Annotated in this window: 15 protein-coding genes; 12 read left to right on the plus strand and 3 right to left on the minus strand. The window is 56.2% G+C overall.

The features are described 5' to 3' along the window. Window position 1 precedes the first annotated feature (1 nt). The 11 genes from mutL to rlmB all read left to right on the plus strand — a co-directional run bounded on the left by mutL (window position 2) and on the right by rlmB (window position 12,430). Window positions 2–1,846, plus strand: a complete 1,845-nt coding sequence (gene mutL, locus L350_RS10390; RefSeq protein ID WP_032625190.1) for a DNA mismatch repair endonuclease MutL — start codon at window positions 2–4, stop codon at window positions 1,844–1,846. Further along, window positions 1,839–2,789 (plus strand): tRNA (adenosine(37)-N6)-dimethylallyltransferase MiaA, encoded by a 951-nt coding sequence (gene miaA, locus L350_RS10385; protein ID WP_023299133.1) that lies wholly within the window; start codon window positions 1,839–1,841, stop codon window positions 2,787–2,789. Before mutL ends, miaA begins: the two co-directional genes overlap by 8 nt. Window positions 2,790–2,874: 85 nt before the next feature. After that, a complete protein-coding gene (hfq, locus tag L350_RS10380; protein ID WP_006810391.1) occupies window positions 2,875–3,186 on the plus strand; it encodes an RNA chaperone Hfq in 312 nt (103 codons plus the stop codon). 74 nt (window positions 3,187–3,260) lie between these two features. Continuing rightward, on the plus strand, window positions 3,261–4,541 hold the full coding sequence (gene hflX, locus L350_RS10375) for a ribosome rescue GTPase HflX (RefSeq protein WP_003855991.1): 1,281 nt from the start codon (window positions 3,261–3,263) through the stop codon (window positions 4,539–4,541). 56 nt (window positions 4,542–4,597) lie between these two features. Next, window positions 4,598–5,857, plus strand: coding sequence for an FtsH protease activity modulator HflK (gene hflK, locus L350_RS10370; protein WP_022646820.1), 1,260 nt, complete (start codon window positions 4,598–4,600; stop codon window positions 5,855–5,857). Window positions 5,858–5,859: 2 nt separating this feature from the next. Next, entirely contained in the window at window positions 5,860–6,864 is a 1,005-nt protein-coding gene (hflC, locus tag L350_RS10365) for a protease modulator HflC (protein ID WP_022646821.1), read from the plus strand. Window positions 6,865–6,935: 71 nt separating this feature from the next. Next, a complete protein-coding gene (locus L350_RS10360) occupies window positions 6,936–7,133 on the plus strand; it encodes a DUF2065 domain-containing protein (protein WP_003855996.1) in 198 nt (65 codons plus the stop codon). 104 nt (window positions 7,134–7,237) lie between these two features. Then, complete coding sequence (locus L350_RS10355; RefSeq protein WP_032621775.1) at window positions 7,238–8,536, plus strand: adenylosuccinate synthase; 1,299 nt, start codon at window positions 7,238–7,240, stop codon at window positions 8,534–8,536. A 192-nt stretch (window positions 8,537–8,728) separates the two neighbouring features. Beyond that, window positions 8,729–9,154 carry a nitric oxide-sensing transcriptional repressor NsrR gene (gene nsrR, locus L350_RS10350; protein WP_003855998.1) on the plus strand — a complete coding sequence of 142 codons (426 nt, stop codon included), beginning with the start codon at window positions 8,729–8,731 and terminating at the stop codon, window positions 9,152–9,154. A gap of 38 nt (window positions 9,155–9,192) precedes the next feature. After that, entirely contained in the window at window positions 9,193–11,634 is a 2,442-nt protein-coding gene (gene rnr / locus L350_RS10345; protein WP_032625192.1) for a ribonuclease R, read from the plus strand. Window positions 11,635–11,698: 64 nt separating this feature from the next. Beyond that, the gene (gene rlmB / locus L350_RS10340) at window positions 11,699–12,430 is read left to right on the plus strand and encodes a 23S rRNA (guanosine(2251)-2'-O)-methyltransferase RlmB (protein ID WP_003856001.1); all 732 of its coding nucleotides are present in this window, start codon (window positions 11,699–11,701) and stop codon (window positions 12,428–12,430) included. A 91-nt stretch (window positions 12,431–12,521) separates the two neighbouring features. Here rlmB and L350_RS10335 read toward each other — a convergent pair whose 3' ends face one another. Next, window positions 12,522–13,796 carry an MFS transporter gene (locus L350_RS10335; RefSeq protein ID WP_032625194.1) on the minus strand — a complete coding sequence of 425 codons (1,275 nt, stop codon included), beginning with the start codon at window positions 13,794–13,796 and terminating at the stop codon, window positions 12,522–12,524. Window positions 13,797–13,991: 195 nt separating this feature from the next. Between L350_RS10335 and L350_RS10330 the strand changes: the two genes are divergently transcribed. Beyond that, complete coding sequence (locus tag L350_RS10330; RefSeq protein WP_032625196.1) at window positions 13,992–15,614, plus strand: isovaleryl-CoA dehydrogenase; 1,623 nt, start codon at window positions 13,992–13,994, stop codon at window positions 15,612–15,614. On the opposite strand, the gene L350_RS10325 is transcribed toward L350_RS10330, so the two are convergent. Then, window positions 15,611–17,542, minus strand: a complete 1,932-nt coding sequence (locus L350_RS10325; RefSeq protein ID WP_023299139.1) for a methyl-accepting chemotaxis protein — start codon at window positions 17,540–17,542, stop codon at window positions 15,611–15,613. The two genes, L350_RS10330 and L350_RS10325, sit on opposite strands and share 4 nt — an antisense overlap. A gap of 170 nt (window positions 17,543–17,712) precedes the next feature. After that, the gene (yjfN, locus tag L350_RS10320) at window positions 17,713–17,988 is read right to left on the minus strand and encodes a DUF1471 family protease activator YjfN (RefSeq protein WP_017694671.1); all 276 of its coding nucleotides are present in this window, start codon (window positions 17,986–17,988) and stop codon (window positions 17,713–17,715) included. Window positions 17,989–18,001 lie beyond the last annotated feature (13 nt).

The following is an 18,001-nucleotide window of genomic DNA, read 5'->3' on the forward strand; positions in this document are numbered from 1 at the left end:
CATGCCGATTCAGGTTCTACCGCCGCAGCTCGCGAACCAAATCGCCGCCGGTGAGGTGGTGGAACGCCCTGCATCGGTGGTAAAAGAGCTGGTGGAAAACAGCCTCGATGCAGGGGCGACCCGCATTGATATCGATATTGAACGCGGGGGCGCAAAGCTTATCCGCATTCGTGATAACGGCTGTGGCATCAAAAAGGACGAGCTGGCGCTGGCGCTGGCGCGTCATGCCACCAGTAAAATTGCGTCACTTGACGATCTGGAAGCGATTATCAGCCTGGGTTTTCGCGGCGAAGCGCTGGCCAGTATCAGCTCCGTTTCCCGCTTAACGTTGACCTCCCGCACGGCCGACCAGCAGGAAGCCTGGCAGGCCTACGCCGAAGGGCGCGATATGGACGTCACGGTTAAACCAGCGGCGCACCCGGTAGGCACCACGCTTGAAGTGCTGGATCTTTTCTATAACACGCCCGCCCGGCGCAAGTTTATGCGAACCGAGAAGACCGAATTCGGACATATCGACGAGATCATCCGCCGCATCGCGCTGGCACGCTTTGATGTCACTCTTAACCTCAGTCATAACGGTAAGGTGATGCGTCAGTACCGGGCAGTGGCGGAAGGCGGGCAAAAGGAGCGTCGGCTGGGCGCCATCTGCGGCACGCCGTTCCTGGAAAAAGCGCTGGCCATGGAGTGGCAGCATGGCGATTTGGCCCTGCGCGGCTGGGTTGCCGATCCGAACGCCAGTAGCGCCGCGTTTGCTGAGATTCAGTACTGCTACGTCAACGGTCGCATGATGCGCGACCGTCTGATTAACCACGCCATTCGCCAGGCCTGTGAAGATAAGCTCGGCACCGATCAACAGCCCGCCTTTGTGCTTTATCTGGAGATCGACCCGCATCAGGTTGACGTTAACGTGCACCCCGCCAAGCACGAGGTGCGTTTCCACCAGTCGCGTCTGGTGCATGATTTTATCTATCAGGGCGTCGTTAGCGTTTTGCAGAAGCAGGCTGAGCCAACGCTGCCGCTGGAAAACGACGTTCCTGCACCGCGATCGCTGCCAGAAAATCGCGTGGCGGCCGGACGTAACCATTTCGCTGAACCCGCAGTCGCGCGCGAACCAGTGGCTCCGCGTTTTTCGTCAGCGGGAAGCGCACCGCGCCCGACGGGCGCCAACTACCCAAATGCCCAGCCGGGGTATCAAAAGCAGCAAGGTGCGTTATACCGTAAATTGCTGGACACCCCAGCCGTGGAACGGAAAGAACATATTGAGGTATCGCCGTCTTCCCTTGACGGACATAGCCAGAGTTTTGGCCGGGTATTGACGATTGTCGCCCCGGACATGGCACTGCTTGAACGTGAGGGGAAATTGATGCTGCTGGCGTTGCCGGTAGCGGAACGCTGGCTTAAACAGGCGCAACTGACGCCAGGGGAAAACGCCGCCTGTGCTCAGCCGTTACTGATCCCGGTTCGGTTAAAAATAAACCATGAAGAAACAGGGGTTTTGCAGCGTGCCCAGGCGCTTCTTGCCGAAATGGGGATTGAAATCGTACTGGACGCGCAGCATGTGACAATTCGCGCAGTGCCTTTACCCTTACGCCAACAAAATTTACAAAACTTGATTCCTGAACTGATAGGCTACCTGGCGCAGCAAACGACGTTTGATGCCGCCGATACCGCGCAGTGGATCGCCCGCCATCTGGCCAGCGAACATTCGCCGTGGAGTATGGCGCAGGCGATTACCGTTCTGGCAGAGGTGGAACGCCTCTGTCCACAGCTGGTGAAAGCGCCGCCAGGTGGTTTGTTACAACCTGTTGATTTAAAAACGGCGATGACCGCCCTGAAACATGACTGATGTAAGTAAGGCGAGCCTGCCAAAGGCGATTTTTTTAATGGGGCCAACGGCCTCCGGTAAAACGGCGTTAGCCATTGAGTTACGTAAAGTTTTGCCAGTAGAGTTGATTAGCGTTGATTCAGCCCTCATTTACCGAGGAATGGACATCGGCACGGCGAAGCCCAACGCAGACGAACTGCGTGCGGCACCGCACCGTTTACTGGATATTCTCGACCCGGCACAGGCTTACTCCGCAGCAGATTTTCGCCGCGACGCCTTAGCCGAGATGGCCGAGATTACCGCCGCGGGACGCATACCGCTGTTAGTTGGCGGCACGATGCTCTACTTTAAGGCGCTGCTGGAGGGGTTATCGCCTCTGCCATCGGCCGATCCGGAAGTGAGAGCGAAGATTGAGCGGCAGGCGGCAGAGCAGGGGTGGGACGTTTTGCACAGGCAACTGGAAGAGATTGACCCGGTTGCCGCAGCGCGGATCCACCCAAACGATCCGCAAAGGCTTTCCCGGGCACTGGAAGTTTTTTTCATTTCGGGTAAAACTTTAACGGAACTGACGCAAACGTCAGGAGACGCTCTGCCGTATCAGGTGCATCAGTTCGCCATCGCCCCGGCGAGCCGTGAACTGCTCCATCAACGAATTGAGCAGCGTTTTCATCAGATGTTGGCTTCAGATTTTGAAGCAGAAGTGCGGGCGCTTTTTGCCCGTGGAGATTTGCATACGGACATGCCTTCCATTCGTTGTGTGGGATACCGCCAGATGTGGTCGTATCTTGAAGGCGAGATTTCATACGATGAAATGGTTTATCGAGGTGTTTGCGCCACGAGACAGTTAGCGAAGCGCCAGATCACCTGGTTGCGCGGTTGGGAGGGGGTTCACTGGTTAGACAGTGAAAAACCACAACAGGCGTTAAACGAAGTGATTGAGGTTATTGGTGATATCGCTGACTGAATGTGTACAATTAAGCCGTATCGTGCGCAATTTTTCAGAATCGCAAGGTTCTAAGTACAAAACAAGCATATAAGGAAAAGATAGAATGGCTAAGGGGCAATCTTTACAAGATCCGTTCCTGAACGCATTGCGTCGGGAGCGTGTTCCAGTTTCTATTTATTTGGTGAATGGTATTAAGCTGCAAGGTCAGATTGAGTCTTTCGATCAGTTCGTGATCCTGTTGAAAAACACGGTCAGCCAGATGGTCTATAAGCACGCGATTTCTACTGTTGTTCCGTCCCGTCCGGTATCTCATCACAGCAATAACGCTGGCGGCGGCACTGGCAGTAACTACCATCATGGCAGCAACGCGCAGGGTTCATCTGCTCCTGCGCAGGACAGCGAAGAAACCGAATAAGGTTTTGGGCTGTTTTCCACACGGGGAGCCAGGGATCCTGCGTTCCCCGCTGATCTTTTTAGAGAGGTTTACGCTTGTTTGACCGATATGACGCCGGTGAGCAGGCGGTGCTGGTACACATCTATTTTTCGCAAGACAAAGATATGGAAGACCTCCAGGAGTTTGAATCTCTGGTCTCTTCCGCCGGTGTCGAAGCAATGCAGGTGATTACCGGTAGCCGTAAAGCGCCGCACCCGAAGTACTTTGTTGGTGAAGGTAAAGCAGTTGAAATTGCGGATGCCGTAAAAGCAACCGGCGCATCAGTCGTGCTGTTTGATCATGCGCTGTCTCCGGCTCAGGAACGTAACCTGGAAGCTCTCTGCGAATGTCGTGTTATCGATCGCACGGGGTTGATCTTAGATATTTTTGCTCAGCGTGCGCGTACCCACGAGGGTAAGTTGCAGGTTGAGCTGGCGCAGTTGCGCCATCTGGCGACGCGTCTGGTGCGTGGCTGGACACACCTTGAAAGACAAAAAGGCGGGATTGGTTTACGTGGCCCGGGTGAAACCCAGCTCGAAACCGACCGTCGTTTGCTGCGTGGCCGTATAACCCAGATCCTTTCTCGTCTGGAGCGTGTCGAGAAACAGCGCGAACAGGGGCGTCGGGCGCGAACCAAAGCCGACATCCCAACGGTGTCGCTGGTGGGCTATACCAACGCCGGTAAATCCACCCTGTTTAACCAGATAACCGAGGCCCAGGTGTATGCCGCAGACCAGCTGTTTGCGACCCTGGACCCTACGCTGCGCCGTATTGACGTCGCAGACGTCGGTGAAACGGTACTGGCGGATACCGTAGGGTTTATCCGCCATCTGCCGCACGATCTGGTGGCGGCGTTTAAAGCGACGTTGCAGGAGACGCGTCAGGCGACCCTGCTGCTGCACGTGATTGATGCGGCTGACGTACGCGTGCAGGAGAACATCGACGCGGTGAATGTGGTGCTCGAAGAGATTGACGCCCACGAAATTCCCACCCTGTTGGTGATGAACAAGATCGATATGCTGGACGATTTCGAACCGCGTATCGACCGAGATGAAGAGAACAAACCAATTCGGGTCTGGCTATCTGCTCAGGCCGGGATTGGTGTGCCACTGCTTTTCCAGGCTTTGACAGAACGTCTTTCCGGTGAGGTAGCTCAGCACACGCTGCGACTGCCACCACAGGAAGGCAGGCTGCGTAGCCGGTTTTATCAGCTTCAGGCGATAGAAAAAGAGTGGATGGAGGATGACGGCAGCGTGGGGATGCAGGTGCGTATGCCGATCGTTGACTGGCGTCGCCTCTGTAAACAAGAACCTGCGCTGGCGGACTATATCGTCTGATCAGAAAGGGGAAGCCTGAAAAATTCGCCCTTGCATAACAAATATGGAGCATATACATGGCGTGGAATCAGCCCGGTAATAACGGACAAGACCGCGACCCGTGGGGAAGCAGCAATAATCAAGGCGGCAACTCTGGGGGAAATGGCAACAAAGGTGGTCGCGAGCAGGGGCCGCCGGATCTGGATGATATCTTCCGCAAACTGAGCAAAAAGCTTGGTGGCCTTGGCGGAGGAAAAGGTTCTGGCTCGGGTGGCAACTCCACTCAGAGTCCGCGCCCGCCTATGGGTGGCCGCGTAGTAAGCATTGTGGCCGCGGCGGTAGTCATCATCTGGGCAGCCAGCGGGTTCTACACCATTAAAGAAGCAGAGCGCGGCGTGGTAACCCGTTTCGGTAAGTTCAGCCATCTGGTTGAGCCGGGCCTGAACTGGAAACCGACCTTCATTGATAACGTGACCGCAGTGAACGTGGAGTCCGTCCGTGAACTGGCGGCGTCTGGCGTGATGTTGACCTCTGACGAAAACGTGGTGCGCGTTGAGATGAACGTCCAGTACCGCGTGACCGATCCTGAGCGTTATCTGTTTAGCGTGACCAGCGCGGATGACAGCCTGCGTCAGGCGACCGACAGCGCCCTGCGTGGCGTGATCGGTAAATACACCATGGACCGTATCCTGACCGAAGGTCGTACCGTTATTCGTAGCGATACCCAGCGCGAGCTGGAAGAGACCATCCGTCCGTACAACATGGGTATCACCCTGCTGGACGTCAACTTCCAGGCTGCACGTCCGCCGGAAGAGGTGAAAGCGGCGTTTGACGATGCGATTGCCGCGCGTGAAAACGAACAGCAGTACATCCGTGAAGCGGAAGCGTACACCAACGAAGTTCAGCCGCGTGCAAACGGTCAGGCGCAGCGTATTCTGGAAGAAGCGCGCGCGTATAAGACCCAGACCATCCTGGAAGCACAGGGTGAAGTGGCTCGCTTCGCGAAGATCCTGCCGGAATATAAAGCCGCGCCGGAAATTACCCGTGAGCGTCTCTATATCGAGACCATGGAAAAAGTGCTGAGCCATACGCGTAAAGTGCTGGTTAACGACAACAAAGGCGGAAACCTGATGGTCCTGCCGCTGGATCAGATGCTTAAAGGCGGTTCTGCACCGGCAGCAAAAGACAACAGCGGAGCCAACAACCTGCTGCGTCTGCCGCCAGCCTCGTCTGGTAGCTCCAGCGCGAACACAACGCCTTCTTCGAACGATGGTGACATTATGGACCAACGCCGTGCTAACGCGCAGCGTAACGACTACCAGCGTCAGGGGGAATAAGGATGCGTAAGTCAGTTATTGCGATCATCATCATCGCACTGGTCGTGCTCTACACCTCCATCTTTGTGGTGAAAGAGGGCGAACGTGGGATCAAGTTCCAGTTTAGCAGCGTCGTGCGTGACGGCGACAAGCGTCCGGTGATCTACGAGCCGGGTCTGCACTTCAAGGTGCCTTTCATTCAGTCAGTCAAAACGCTCGACGCACGTATCCAGACCATGGATAACCAGGCCGACCGTTTCGTGACTAAAGAGAAGAAAGACCTGATCGTTGATTCCTACATCAAATGGCGTATCAGCGACTTCAGCCGCTACTTCCTGGCAACCGGCGGTGGTGACGTTTCTCAGGCAGAAGTGCTGCTGAAACGTAAGTTCTCTGACCGTCTGCGTTCTGAAATTGGTCGTCTGGATGTAAAAGACATCGTGACCGACTCCCGTGGTCGTCTGACCCTGGAAGTGCGTGATGCATTGAACTCAGGTACAGCGGGTACCGAAGACGAAGTGGAAACACCGGCAGCGGATGACGCGATTGCCAAAGCGGCTGAACGCGTTCAGGCTGAAACCAACGGTAAAGTACCGGTGATCAACCCGAACAGTATGGCTGCACTGGGTATCGAAGTGGTTGACGTGCGTATCAAGCAGATCAACCTGCCAGCGGAGGTGTCCGAGGCGATCTACAACCGTATGCGCGCCGAGCGTGAAGCGGTAGCCCGTCGTCACCGTTCACAGGGTCAGGAAGAGGCCGAGAAACTGCGTGCCGCAGCGGACTACGAAGTGACCAAGACGCTGGCGGAATCTGAGCGTCAGGGCCGTATCCTGCGTGGTGAAGGCGATGCCGAAGCCGCGAAGCTGTTTGCCGATGCCTTCAGCCAGGATCCCGACTTCTACGCCTTTATCCGTAGCCTGCGTGCTTACGAGAATAGCTTCCAGAGCAACCAGGATGTGATGGTACTCAGCCCGGACAGCGATTTCTTCCGTTATATGAAGACGCCGACTAACGCAACGCGATAAACTCAGGCTCGTTTGAGTATTCAAACCACCGCTCTTCACGGAGCGGTGGTTTTCTTTTATAAGGATGAAAAATGAATTCAACGATCTGGCTCGCACTGGCTTTGGTTTTGGTGCTGGAAGGCCTCGGCCCGATGCTCTATCCACGCGCATGGCGACGGATGATCGCGACAATGAGCCAACTTCCGGACAATATTTTGCGTCGTTTTGGCGGTGGTCTTGTGGTTGCCGGTATCGTTATCTACTACATGTTGAGGAAAACGATTGGCTGATCAAAAACTAACCGCAATCGGCATATTTTAGGGTCAAAAAGTGCTGTATATCTGAAAAAGCGATGGTAGAATCCATTTTTAAGCAAACGGTGATTTTGAAAAAAATGGGTAACAACGTCGTCGTACTGGGCACCCAATGGGGTGACGAAGGTAAAGGGAAGATTGTCGATCTTCTGACTGAACGGGCTAAATATGTTGTACGCTACCAGGGCGGTCACAACGCAGGCCATACTCTCGTAATCAACGGTGAAAAAACCGTCCTCCATCTTATTCCATCAGGCATTCTTCGCGAAAACGTCACCAGCATCATCGGTAACGGCGTTGTGCTGTCTCCAGCTGCGCTGATGAAAGAGATGAAAGGTCTGGAAGACCGTGGTATCCCTGTTCGTGAGCGTCTGCTGCTCTCCGAAGCCTGCCCGCTGATCCTGGACTATCATGTGGCGCTGGACGTGGCGCGTGAAAAAGCGCGTGGCGCGAAAGCGATCGGCACTACCGGTCGTGGCATCGGCCCGGCATACGAAGATAAAGTGGCTCGTCGCGGTCTGCGCGTGGGCGACCTCTTCGACAAAGCGACCTTCGCTGAAAAACTGAAAGAAGTGATGGAATATCACAACTTCCAGCTGGTGAATTTCTATAAAGCCGAAGCCGTTGACTACCAGAAAGTGCTGGATGACGTCATGGCGATTGCTGACATTCTGACCGGCATGGTTGTTGATGTGTCCGATCTGCTGGACCAGGCGCGCAAGCGTGGCGATTTCGTCATGTTTGAAGGTGCGCAGGGTACCCTGCTGGACATCGACCACGGTACCTATCCGTATGTAACGTCCTCTAACACCACCGCGGGTGGCGTGGCAACCGGCTCCGGCCTGGGCCCACGTTATGTGGATTACGTTCTGGGCATCATCAAAGCGTACTCCACTCGCGTGGGTGCAGGTCCATTCCCGACCGAGCTGTTTGATGAAACCGGCGAGTTCCTCTGCAAGCAGGGTAACGAGTTTGGCGCAACCACCGGTCGTCGTCGTCGTACCGGCTGGCTGGACGCCGTTGCCGTGCGTCGTGCTGTGCAGATCAACTCCCTGTCTGGCTTCTGCCTGACCAAGCTGGACGTACTGGACGGCCTGAAAGAAGTGAAAATCTGCGTGGGCTACCGTCTGCCAGATGGTCGCGAAGTGACTACCACTCCGCTGGCCGCTGACGACTGGGAAGGCATTGAGCCAATCTACGAAACCATGCCGGGCTGGTCTGAGACCACCTTCGGTGTGAAAGAACGTAGTGGCCTGCCAAAAGCTGCGCTGGACTACATTAAGCGTATTGAAGAACTGACCGAAGTGCCGATCGATATTATTTCTACCGGCCCGGATCGTACTGAAACGATGATCCTGCGCGACCCGTTCGACGCATAATCTTCGTGACTGCTGGCCTGCGGGGAAACCCGTAGGCCGGATAAGCGCAGCGCCATCCGGCGACCGCTCCTGGATCTCCGCTTTTTCGCCCCGTCTGTCAAATAAATTAGCCGCTAACTATCTGGCTGGTTTATCATCATTAATGAATATCTCTGCGGTTTGACCGCATTTTCCCTTTTTCCTGAGGTTGATGTGCAGTTAACAAGTTTCACCGATTACGGCTTACGCGCGCTGATTTACATGGCGTCGTTACCCGATGGGAAGATGACCAGCATCTCTGAAGTCACAGAGGTGTACGGTGTGTCCCGTAATCATATGGTCAAAATAATCAATCAACTTAGTCGTGCCGGATACGTTGCTGCCGTCCGCGGGAAGAATGGAGGGATCCGTCTCGGTAAACCGGCACAGAGTATCCGTATCGGCGATGTGGTACGTGAACTGGAGCCGCTATCTCTGGTGAACTGTAGCAGTGCGTTTTGCCACATTACGCCCGCTTGCCGCCTGAAACAGGCGCTTTCAAAGGCCGTGCAAAGTTTTCTCAAGGAACTGGATAACTACACGCTGGCCGATTTGGTTGAAGAGAATCAACCGCTTTATAAATTATTGCTGGTGGAATGAAGAAAATTTCCACCGGAGCTGACAACGGAGGAACCGACATGTCACAAGATCCTTTCCAGGAACGCGAAGCCGAAAAATACGCGAATCCTATCCCCAGCCGCGAGTTCATCATTGAACACTTAACAAAACGCGAAAAACCCGCCAATCGTGAAGAACTTGCCGTTGAATTAAACATTGAGGGTGAAGAGCAAATTGAAGCCCTTCGCCGCCGCCTGCGCGCCATGGAGCGCGACGGCCAGCTGGTCTTTACTCGTCGCCAGTGCTACGCGCTGCCAGAACGCCTCGATCTGCTGAAAGGCACCGTTATTGGTCATCGCGATGGCTTCGGCTTCCTGCGCGTGGAAGGCCGTAAAGACGACCTGTACCTCTCATCCGAACAGATGAAGATGTGTATTCACGGCGACCAGATCCTGGCGCAGCCGCTGGGTGCAGATCGTAAAGGCCGCCGCGAAGCGCGCGTGGTCCGCGTGCTGGTGCCGAAAACCAGCCAGATTGTAGGCCGTTACTTTACCGATGCGGGCGTAGGCTTTGTGGTGCCGGACGATAGCCGTCTGAGCTTCGACATTCTCATCCCGCCTGAAGAGGTGATGGGCGCACGCATGGGCTTTGTGGTAGTGGTTGAACTTACCCAGCGCCCGACCCGCCGTACCAAAGCGGTAGGTAAAATCGTCGAAGTGCTGGGCGATAACATGGGCACCGGCATGGCCGTTGATATGGCGCTGCGCACCCATGAAATTCCTTACGTCTGGCCGAAAGCGGTTGAAGACCAGATCGAAAACCTGCGTGAAGAAGTGCCGGAAGAGTCCAAAGCAGGCCGCGTGGATCTGCGCGATCTGCCGCTGGTCACCATTGATGGTGAAGACGCCCGTGACTTCGATGATGCCGTGTACTGTGAGAAAAAACGCGGTGGCGGCTGGCGTCTGTGGGTGGCTATCGCGGATGTGAGTTATTACGTACGTCCACACACGCCGCTGGATAACGAAGCGCGCAGCCGCGGTACGTCGGTCTACTTCCCGTCGCAGGTTGTACCGATGCTGCCAGAAGTGCTCTCGAACGGCCTGTGTTCCCTCAACCCGCAGGTGGACCGCCTGTGTATGGTCTGCGAAATGACCATCTCCAGCAAGGGACGTCTGACGGGCTATAAGTTCTACGAAGCGGTGATGAGTTCTCATGCGCGCCTGACCTATACCAAGGTCTGGCATATGTTGCAGGGCGATCAGGATCTTCGCGAACAGTACGCGCCGCTGGTCAAACACATCGAAGAGCTGCACAACCTCTACAAAACGCTGGATCAGGCGCGCGAAGAGCGCGGTGGGATTTCGTTTGAGAGTGAAGAGGCGAAATTCATCTTTAACGCTGAGCGTCGTATCGAGCGAATCGAGCAGACTCAGCGTAACGATGCGCACAAGCTGATTGAAGAGTGTATGATCCTGGCGAACATCTCGGCGGCACGTTTCGTTGAGAAAGCCAAAGAGCCTGCGCTGTTCCGTATTCACGATAAGCCAACCACGGAAGCTGTGACCTCATTCCGCTCCGTGCTGGCTGAACTCGGCCTGGAGCTGCCTGGCGGCAATAAGCCTGAGCCACGCGATTATGCCGAGCTGCTGGAATCCATCAGCGATCGTCCTGACGCGGAAATGCTGCAAACCATGCTGCTGCGTTCCATGAAGCAGGCGATTTACGATCCGGAAAACCGGGGCCACTTTGGTCTGGCGTTACAGTCGTATGCGCACTTTACCTCGCCGATTCGCCGTTATCCGGATCTGTCCCTGCACCGTGCGATCAAGTATCTGCTGGCGCACGAGCAGGGTCATAAAGGCAACACGACCGAAACCGGAGGGTATCACTACTCCATGGACGAGATGCTGCAACTGGGCCAGCATTGTTCCATGACCGAGCGTCGTGCGGATGAAGCGACGCGCGACGTGGCGGACTGGCTGAAGTGTGACTTTATGCTGGATCAGGTGGGTAACGTCTTTAAAGGCGTGATTGCCAGCGTCACCGGCTTTGGCTTCTTCGTACGTCTGGATGAGCTGTTTATCGACGGTCTGGTGCACGTTTCCAGCCTTGATAACGATTACTACCGCTTCGACCAGGTCGGACAACGTCTGATCGGTGAATCCGGCGGTCAGACCTACCGTCTGGGCGATCGGGTGGAAGTGAAGGTTGAAGCCGTGAATATGGACGACCGTAAAATCGACTTCAGCCTCATCTCCAGCGAACGGGCTCCGCGTAACGTCGGGAAAACCGAGCGTGAGAAAGCGAAAAAAGGCGGCAACGGTAAAGCGGGCGGCAAGCGACGTCAGGCAGGTAAAAGAGTAAACTTTGAGCCAGACAGCGCCTTCCGTGGCGAGAAGCAGCAGAAGCCCAAGGCGGCGAAAAAAGACGCTCGTAAAGCGAAAAAACCGTCGACCAAGACCCAAAAAATAGCGGCCGCAACCAAAGCGAAGCGCGCGGCGAAGAAACAGCAGGCGGAGTAATTTCCCCTCACCCTGACCCTCTCCCCAACGGGGAGAGGGAAAATATTTATTACGAGAACCATCAATGAGTGAAATGATTTACGGCATCCACGCGGTGCAGGCCCTGCTGGAGCGCGCGCCGGAGCGTTTTCAGGAAGTTTTTATTCTGAAAGGGCGTGAAGACAAACGTCTGATGCCGCTGATCCACGCGCTGGAAGCGCAGGGCGTCGTGATCCAGCTGGCGAACCGCCAGTATCTGGATGAGAAAAGCGAAGGTGCTGTACACCAGGGCATTATCGCGCGCGTGAAGCCGGGCCGTCAGTATCAGGAGAACGATCTGCCGGATCTGATCGCTGAGCTGGATAACCCGTTCTTCCTGATCCTCGATGGCGTAACCGACCCGCACAACCTGGGCGCGTGCCTGCGTAGCGCCGATGCAGCAGGCGTGCATGCGGTGATTGTGCCAAGAGATCGTTCCGCGCAGCTTAACGCTACCGCTAAAAAAGTGGCCTGTGGCGCAGCGGAAAACGTTCCGCTGATCCGCGTGACTAACCTGGCGCGCACCATGCGTCTGTTGCAGGAAGAGAATATCTGGATCGTCGGCACAGCCGGTGAAGCGGATCACACCCTGTATCAGAGCAAAATGACCGGCCGTATGGCGCTGGTGATGGGGGCAGAAGGTGAAGGCATGCGTCGCCTGACCCGCGAGCACTGCGATGAGCTGATCAGCATCCCGATGGCGGGCAGCGTATCGTCCCTGAACGTTTCTGTTGCGACGGGTATCTGCCTGTTTGAAGCGGTGCGTCAGCGCGGGTAGCCTGTTGTGCCGGGTGGCGGCTTCGCCTTACCCGGCCTACAAAAGCATGGTACCGTAGGCCCGGTAAGCGCAGCGCCACCGGGCAACAATCTCACTCCTCTAACGACCGTAAATGGTCATCCTTCCTCAACGTCATCAGCGCGAAAATACTCACCACCGCCGTTGCCATCACGTAGTAGGCCGGAATATCCAGATTGCCCGTCTCTTTAATCAGCCCGGTAATGATCAGCCCCGCACAGCCCGAGAAGATCGCATTCGACAGAGAATAGGCCAGCCCCAGCCCGGTATAACGCACGCGCGTCGGGAACATCTCAGACAGCATAGCCGGCCCCGGCCCTGCCAGCATCCCAACCAGACCTCCAGCAATCAGCACCACAATCGCTTTGACAGCCAGCGTGCTGGACTCCGCCTGCAAAATTTTCAGCAGCGGCAGGGCGAGGATCAGCAGGAGCACGGTGGCGATAATCATCACCGTCCGCCGCCCGATCCTGTCGCTCAGCATGCTCGACGGAATGATCGTGAACGCAAACCCAATGTTAGAAATCACCGCAATCAGCAGCGCCTGGTTAAAACCGGTGTGCAGCGCAGATTGCAGATAGGTCGGCATAATCACCAGATAGGTATAACCCGCCGCAGACCAGACCATCACGCGACCAATGCCCATCAGAATGGTTTTGAACGTGGCGGCGGTGCTGGCCTGAGTAACAACCGGTTTTTCCCGTTGCTGCACAAAGCTCGGTGTCTCTTCCATGCTTACCCGCAGCCATAGCGCGACCGCACCCATCGGCAACGCCAGGAAGAACGGAATGCGCCAGCCCCAGTCGTGCAAGGCTTCAGGGGAGAGAAGGGCAGAGAGCAACGCGACAATGCCTGCGCCTGCTAACAGCCCGAGCGCCACGGTGAAGGACTGCCATGCCCCGTAAAGACCGCGCTTGCCGCGCGGGGCGAACTCCGTCATCAACGAGACCGCGCCGCCATACTCACCGCCCGCGAACAGTCCTTGCAGAATACGCAGGAGTGTAACGATCAGCGGCGCGGCAATCCCGATACTGGCGTAGACCGGCACAATACCGATGGCAGCGGTGGCGAGCGTCATCAATACCAGCACAATAATCAGCGTCGGTTTACGGCCAATCCTGTCGCCAATGCGGCCAAAGACCACCGCACCCAGCGGGCGGAAGAAGAAAGCGATGGCGAATGAGGCCCAGGTGAGGATCAGGCTGGTGAGCTCCGCTTCCCCCTCAAGCTGGAAGAAGTTTCTGGCAATCACCGTTGCCAGAAAACCATAGACCGCAAATTCATACCACTCGATGAAATTACCGATGGAGCCTGCAATTAATGCACGCTTGTGCGCATCCTGTTGCATAACGATCCTCACAAAAACGGGGTAAGAATAAATTATTCAGCATTAGTGAAGTAATGAAATAGTTTATTCTTATGTTCTGTGAGCTATTTCACGAATGATATCAACACGATCGTCATCGTGTGACCCCCCTCCCATGCAGCGTGCATGCTCTCTGTCCATACTTATCTTTATTGCCAATGAAAGGAGGGAGACAGCATGCACTGGCAGACACATACCGTTTTTAATCAACCTGCACCGCTATCGAACAGCAACCTTTTTCTCTCTGATTGCGCCCTGCGCGATGCGGTAGCGCGCGAAGGGGCTGAGTGGGATGTGGATCTTCTTGCCAGCATCGGCCAGCAGTTGGGTACGGCAGAGTCGCTGGAGCTGGGCAGACTGGCGAACGTTAATCCGCCGGAGCTGCTGCGTTATGACGCCACGGGAGCGAGGCTGGATGACGTCCGCTTTCATCCGGCATGGCATCTTCTGATGCAGGGGCTTTGCGCCAACCGGGTGCACAACCTGGCGTGGGAGGAGGAGGTGCGGAAAGGATCGTTCGTCGCCAGGGCCGCGCGTTTCGTACTTCATGCTCAGGTGGAGGCGGGAACGCTTTGCCCGGTGACCATGACCTTTGCGGCCACGCCGCTGTTGCAACAGTCGCTGCCCAAACCGTTTCATGAGTGGTTAACGCCGCTAATGAGCGATCGCTACGACCCCCATCTCGCGCCGGGGGCGCAAAAGCGCGGCCTGCTGATCGGCATGGGGATGACGGAAAAGCAGGGCGGTTCGGACGTACTCAGTAATACTACCAAAGCAGAGAAATGCAGCGATGGCAGTTACCGACTGGTGGGGCACAAATGGTTTTTCTCCGTGCCGCAGAGCGATGCGCATCTGGTGCTGGCGCAGGCGAAGGGCGGGTTGTCCTGCTTTTTTGTCCCGCGTTTCTTACCCGACGGGCAACGTAATGCCGTGCGCCTTGAGCGTCTGAAGGACAAGCTCGGCAACCGCTCAAATGCCAGCAGTGAGGCTGAATTTCTTGATGCTTCCGGCTGGCTGCTGGGCGAAGAGGGGGAAGGCGTCCGGCAAATTCTGAAGATGGGCGGGCTGACGCGCTTTGACTGCGCGCTGGGCAGCCACGGACTGATGCGCCGTGCGCTCTCGGTGGCGCTTTATCATGCCCATCAGCGGCAGACCTTCGGCAAAAATCTGATCGACCAGCCGTTAATGCGCGACGTGCTAAGCCGTATGGCGCTGGTGCTGGAGGGACACACGGCACTGCTGTTCCGACTCGCACGGGCGTGGGACAACCGCAACGACCCGCAGGAAGCCGCATGGGCGCGGCTTTTCACTCCGGCGGCAAAATACAGCGTCTGCAAAGCGGGTATACCGTTTGTGGCAGAGGCAATGGAGGTGCTGGGCGGTGCAGGCTATTGCGAAGAGAGTGAGCTTCCGCGGTTGTACCGTGAAATGCCCGTCAACAGCATCTGGGAAGGCTCTGGCAATATTATGTGCCTGGATGTACTGCGCGTGCTGGCGAAGCAGCCGGGCATTCTCGACCTGCTCGCCGATGATTTCGCGCAGGTCAAAGGTCAGGACAGGCACTTCGATCGCAGCTGGCGTCAGCTACAGCAGAAGCTGCGGAAACCGCAGGAAGCGCAGGGCAGGGAGATCGCGCAGCAGCTCTTTTTACTCGGGGCCGGAAGTCAAATACTGCGGCACGCATCGCCGCCCGTGGCGCAGGCGTGGTGCCGCATGATGCTGGATACCCGGGGCGGCACGCTGATGAGCGAGCAGGTGCAAAACGACCTGCTGCTGCGCGCCACGGGCCGGGTCGGTTAAGCCTTCAGCTGGAACAGGCTCACCAGCCGGGTGAGATGTGAACCCTTCTCGCGCAGCGTCTGTGCTGTCTGCTCGCTGCGTGAGATGCGATCGGCATTGATGTGCGATGCCTCACCGATGTGCGTCATTGCCAGATTCACCTGGCCAATTCCCGCCGACTGCTCGCGGGAGGCGTGGTTGATCTCAGTGACAAGCTGGCTGATGTTATCGATATGAACAATGATGGCATCCATCGCCAGACGCGTCTGCTCAGACAGCGCATGGCCTTCGCTCACCTTGTTCAGCGTATCCCCAATCAGCTGTTCAATCTCTTTTACCGCGTTGGCGCTGCGTGCGGCCAGGGCGCGTACCTCTTGTGCCACCACTGCGAAACCTTTCCCGTGCTCGCCCGCCCGCGCCGCTTCAACCGCCGCATTGAGCGCCAGGATATTGGTCTGGAAAGCGATGGACTCAATCACGCGGGTGATGTCTTCAATGCGTTTCGATGCATCGCGAATATCATCCATGGTGGAGACTGCGTGGGTCACCGTCTCTCCACCCTGATGCACCGCGCGCGAGGTTTCACCCACCAGCTGCTGCGTTTGCTCCATGTTGGCGGCATTTTGCTGCACGGTGGCGGCTAATTGCTCCATGCTGGCGGAGGTCTCCTCAACGCTGCTGGCCTGCTTGTTGATCTGTTCAGAGATCTCGCCGGTGTCTGAAGCCAGCGCGTTAGTCCCCAGATGGATCTCGCTTGCGGCCTCGCGGACCTGCAACACAATTTTTTGCAGGCCTTCCCCGATCCCGTTGATGGCGTCAATCAGCTGGCCGACTTCATCCTGGCGGGTAACCGGCAGGCTGGCGCGCAGATCGCCTGCGGCATACTGCCGGGCAAGCGCGATCACCTCGCGCAGTGGGCGGGTTAGCATCCGGCGAATGAGGATAACGAACAGGCCCGCGAAGAGAGCGGATAGCACCACGCCCGCCATCAGGAAGCGATCGCGCAGTGTGGTGACGCTTGAAAGCAGTACGGCTTTATCCACTTCACCCACGATGGTCCAGTTCCAGCCCGGCAGCGGCGTGTAGGCAACTTTGAGCGTACGGCCATCCGCGCTCACGCGTTCCAGCGTGCCGGCTTTATCACTCAGAAGCTGCTGCTGTGTCGCCGTGTCCCAGTTAGGCAGTTTGCCCTCTTCGCTGGCATGGAACAGATACTGTCCGCGCGTTTTGCCGCTACTGCGATCCAGTACAAAGAAGTGACCGCTCTCGCCCAGACGACGGTTAAGGATTTTCTCGCGCATGACGTTCCACGAATGGGTGATGTCCACGCCGACAAAGATAATCCCGATAACCTGGCCTTCCGCATTCTTAACAGGCTGGTACTGCGTGATATAGCGCTTGCCGAACAGCAGCGCGAGGCCACGATAGACCTCCCCTTTAGTGACGGCGGCAAATGCCGGGCTGGTGGTATCAAGAACGGTTCCGATGGCGCGGTCGCCATTCTCTTTGCGCAGCGACGTCGCCACGCGGACAAAATCGTTACCGCTGCGGACAAACAGCGTCGAGATGGCTCCCGTTCGGCTCAGGAAGTCATCAGAAAGCGTATTGTTTTCATGCAACTCCGTTTCGCCGCCTTTCAGCAAAGGAACGGTAAGCCCATTTATGGTCCGGCTCTGGCTGCTGTCGCTGTTTAATGGCTGTGGCAAAAAGGTGGTGAACAGACGGGTATAGCTTTCAACCTCTTCGCTCAGGCTGGTGTTGAACATCTCTACCATATCCACCATGCCGGTGGACTGGTTATGCAGGTCTTCAACCGCAAGATCTTCAAGCTGCTGGCTGGCGTTGTGGCTCAACAGGAAAGTGAACAGCAAAAAAAGCGTAGCGACACTTACACCTGTTAGCAGCGATAGCTTCGTGCCCAGTCCTGCCCGGCGGAAAAAGGTGATCATATATTGCTCATTATTGAAAAGTGATGGCTGTTCAACGGCAGAGCGGAGAGAACGTTTATCTGTTTAATGTAACTGAATGTTACGTGTTTGTTTTTATTGAGTTTCGGGAGAGATAAAAAATTTGCAAAAGTGAAAAGCCACTAAAATTAAGTGGCTTTTATCGGAGGGGATTATGCATAAAGAATAGCCTGCACGCGCCAGTGATTAACATGGTTATCTTCCTGCATCTGGACGATGCGATACCAGGATGCGCCCTGTTCATCGGCCTTCAGGGCGACGACACGTTCAACGTCTTGCGGACTCCCCGTGATATTATTGACGGAGATCTGACCAATCTCATTCAGGCCCGTGACGCAATCCGCGCTGGCAAATTCAGCCGACTGCGCCGTGGTGCTCAGCAGGCCCGCTGAAAGCAATAGCGTCGTTAAAGCAAGGGTTCGTTTCATCGTCAGCTCCTTT

This window comes from Enterobacter sp. MGH 4 (assembly GCF_000534735.1).
Classification (GTDB): domain Bacteria; phylum Pseudomonadota; class Gammaproteobacteria; order Enterobacterales; family Enterobacteriaceae; genus Enterobacter; species Enterobacter intestinihominis.

Excerpts from the sequence above, each read along its gene's own strand:
- L350_RS10330 (WP_032625196.1), top strand. The coding sequence starts at position 13,992 with ATGCACTGGCAGACACATACCGTTTTTAATCAACCTGCACCGCTATCG.
- mutL (WP_032625190.1), top strand. The coding sequence starts at position 2 with ATGCCGATTCAGGTTCTACCGCCGCAGCTCGCGAACCAAATCGCCGCC.
- L350_RS10335 (WP_032625194.1), bottom strand. The coding sequence starts at position 13,796 with ATGCAACAGGATGCGCACAAGCGTGCATTAATTGCAGGCTCCATCGGT.
- hfq (WP_006810391.1), top strand. The coding sequence starts at position 2,875 with ATGGCTAAGGGGCAATCTTTACAAGATCCGTTCCTGAACGCATTGCGT.
- L350_RS10360 (WP_003855996.1), top strand. The coding sequence starts at position 6,936 with ATGAATTCAACGATCTGGCTCGCACTGGCTTTGGTTTTGGTGCTGGAA.
- miaA (WP_023299133.1), top strand. The coding sequence starts at position 1,839 with ATGACTGATGTAAGTAAGGCGAGCCTGCCAAAGGCGATTTTTTTAATG.
- rnr (WP_032625192.1), top strand. The coding sequence starts at position 9,193 with ATGTCACAAGATCCTTTCCAGGAACGCGAAGCCGAAAAATACGCGAAT.
- L350_RS10325 (WP_023299139.1), bottom strand. The coding sequence starts at position 17,542 with ATGATCACCTTTTTCCGCCGGGCAGGACTGGGCACGAAGCTATCGCTG.
- hflK (WP_022646820.1), top strand. The coding sequence starts at position 4,598 with ATGGCGTGGAATCAGCCCGGTAATAACGGACAAGACCGCGACCCGTGG.
- L350_RS10355 (WP_032621775.1), top strand. The coding sequence starts at position 7,238 with ATGGGTAACAACGTCGTCGTACTGGGCACCCAATGGGGTGACGAAGGT.
- rlmB (WP_003856001.1), top strand. The coding sequence starts at position 11,699 with ATGAGTGAAATGATTTACGGCATCCACGCGGTGCAGGCCCTGCTGGAG.
- yjfN (WP_017694671.1), bottom strand. The coding sequence starts at position 17,988 with ATGAAACGAACCCTTGCTTTAACGACGCTATTGCTTTCAGCGGGCCTG.
- hflC (WP_022646821.1), top strand. The coding sequence starts at position 5,860 with ATGCGTAAGTCAGTTATTGCGATCATCATCATCGCACTGGTCGTGCTC.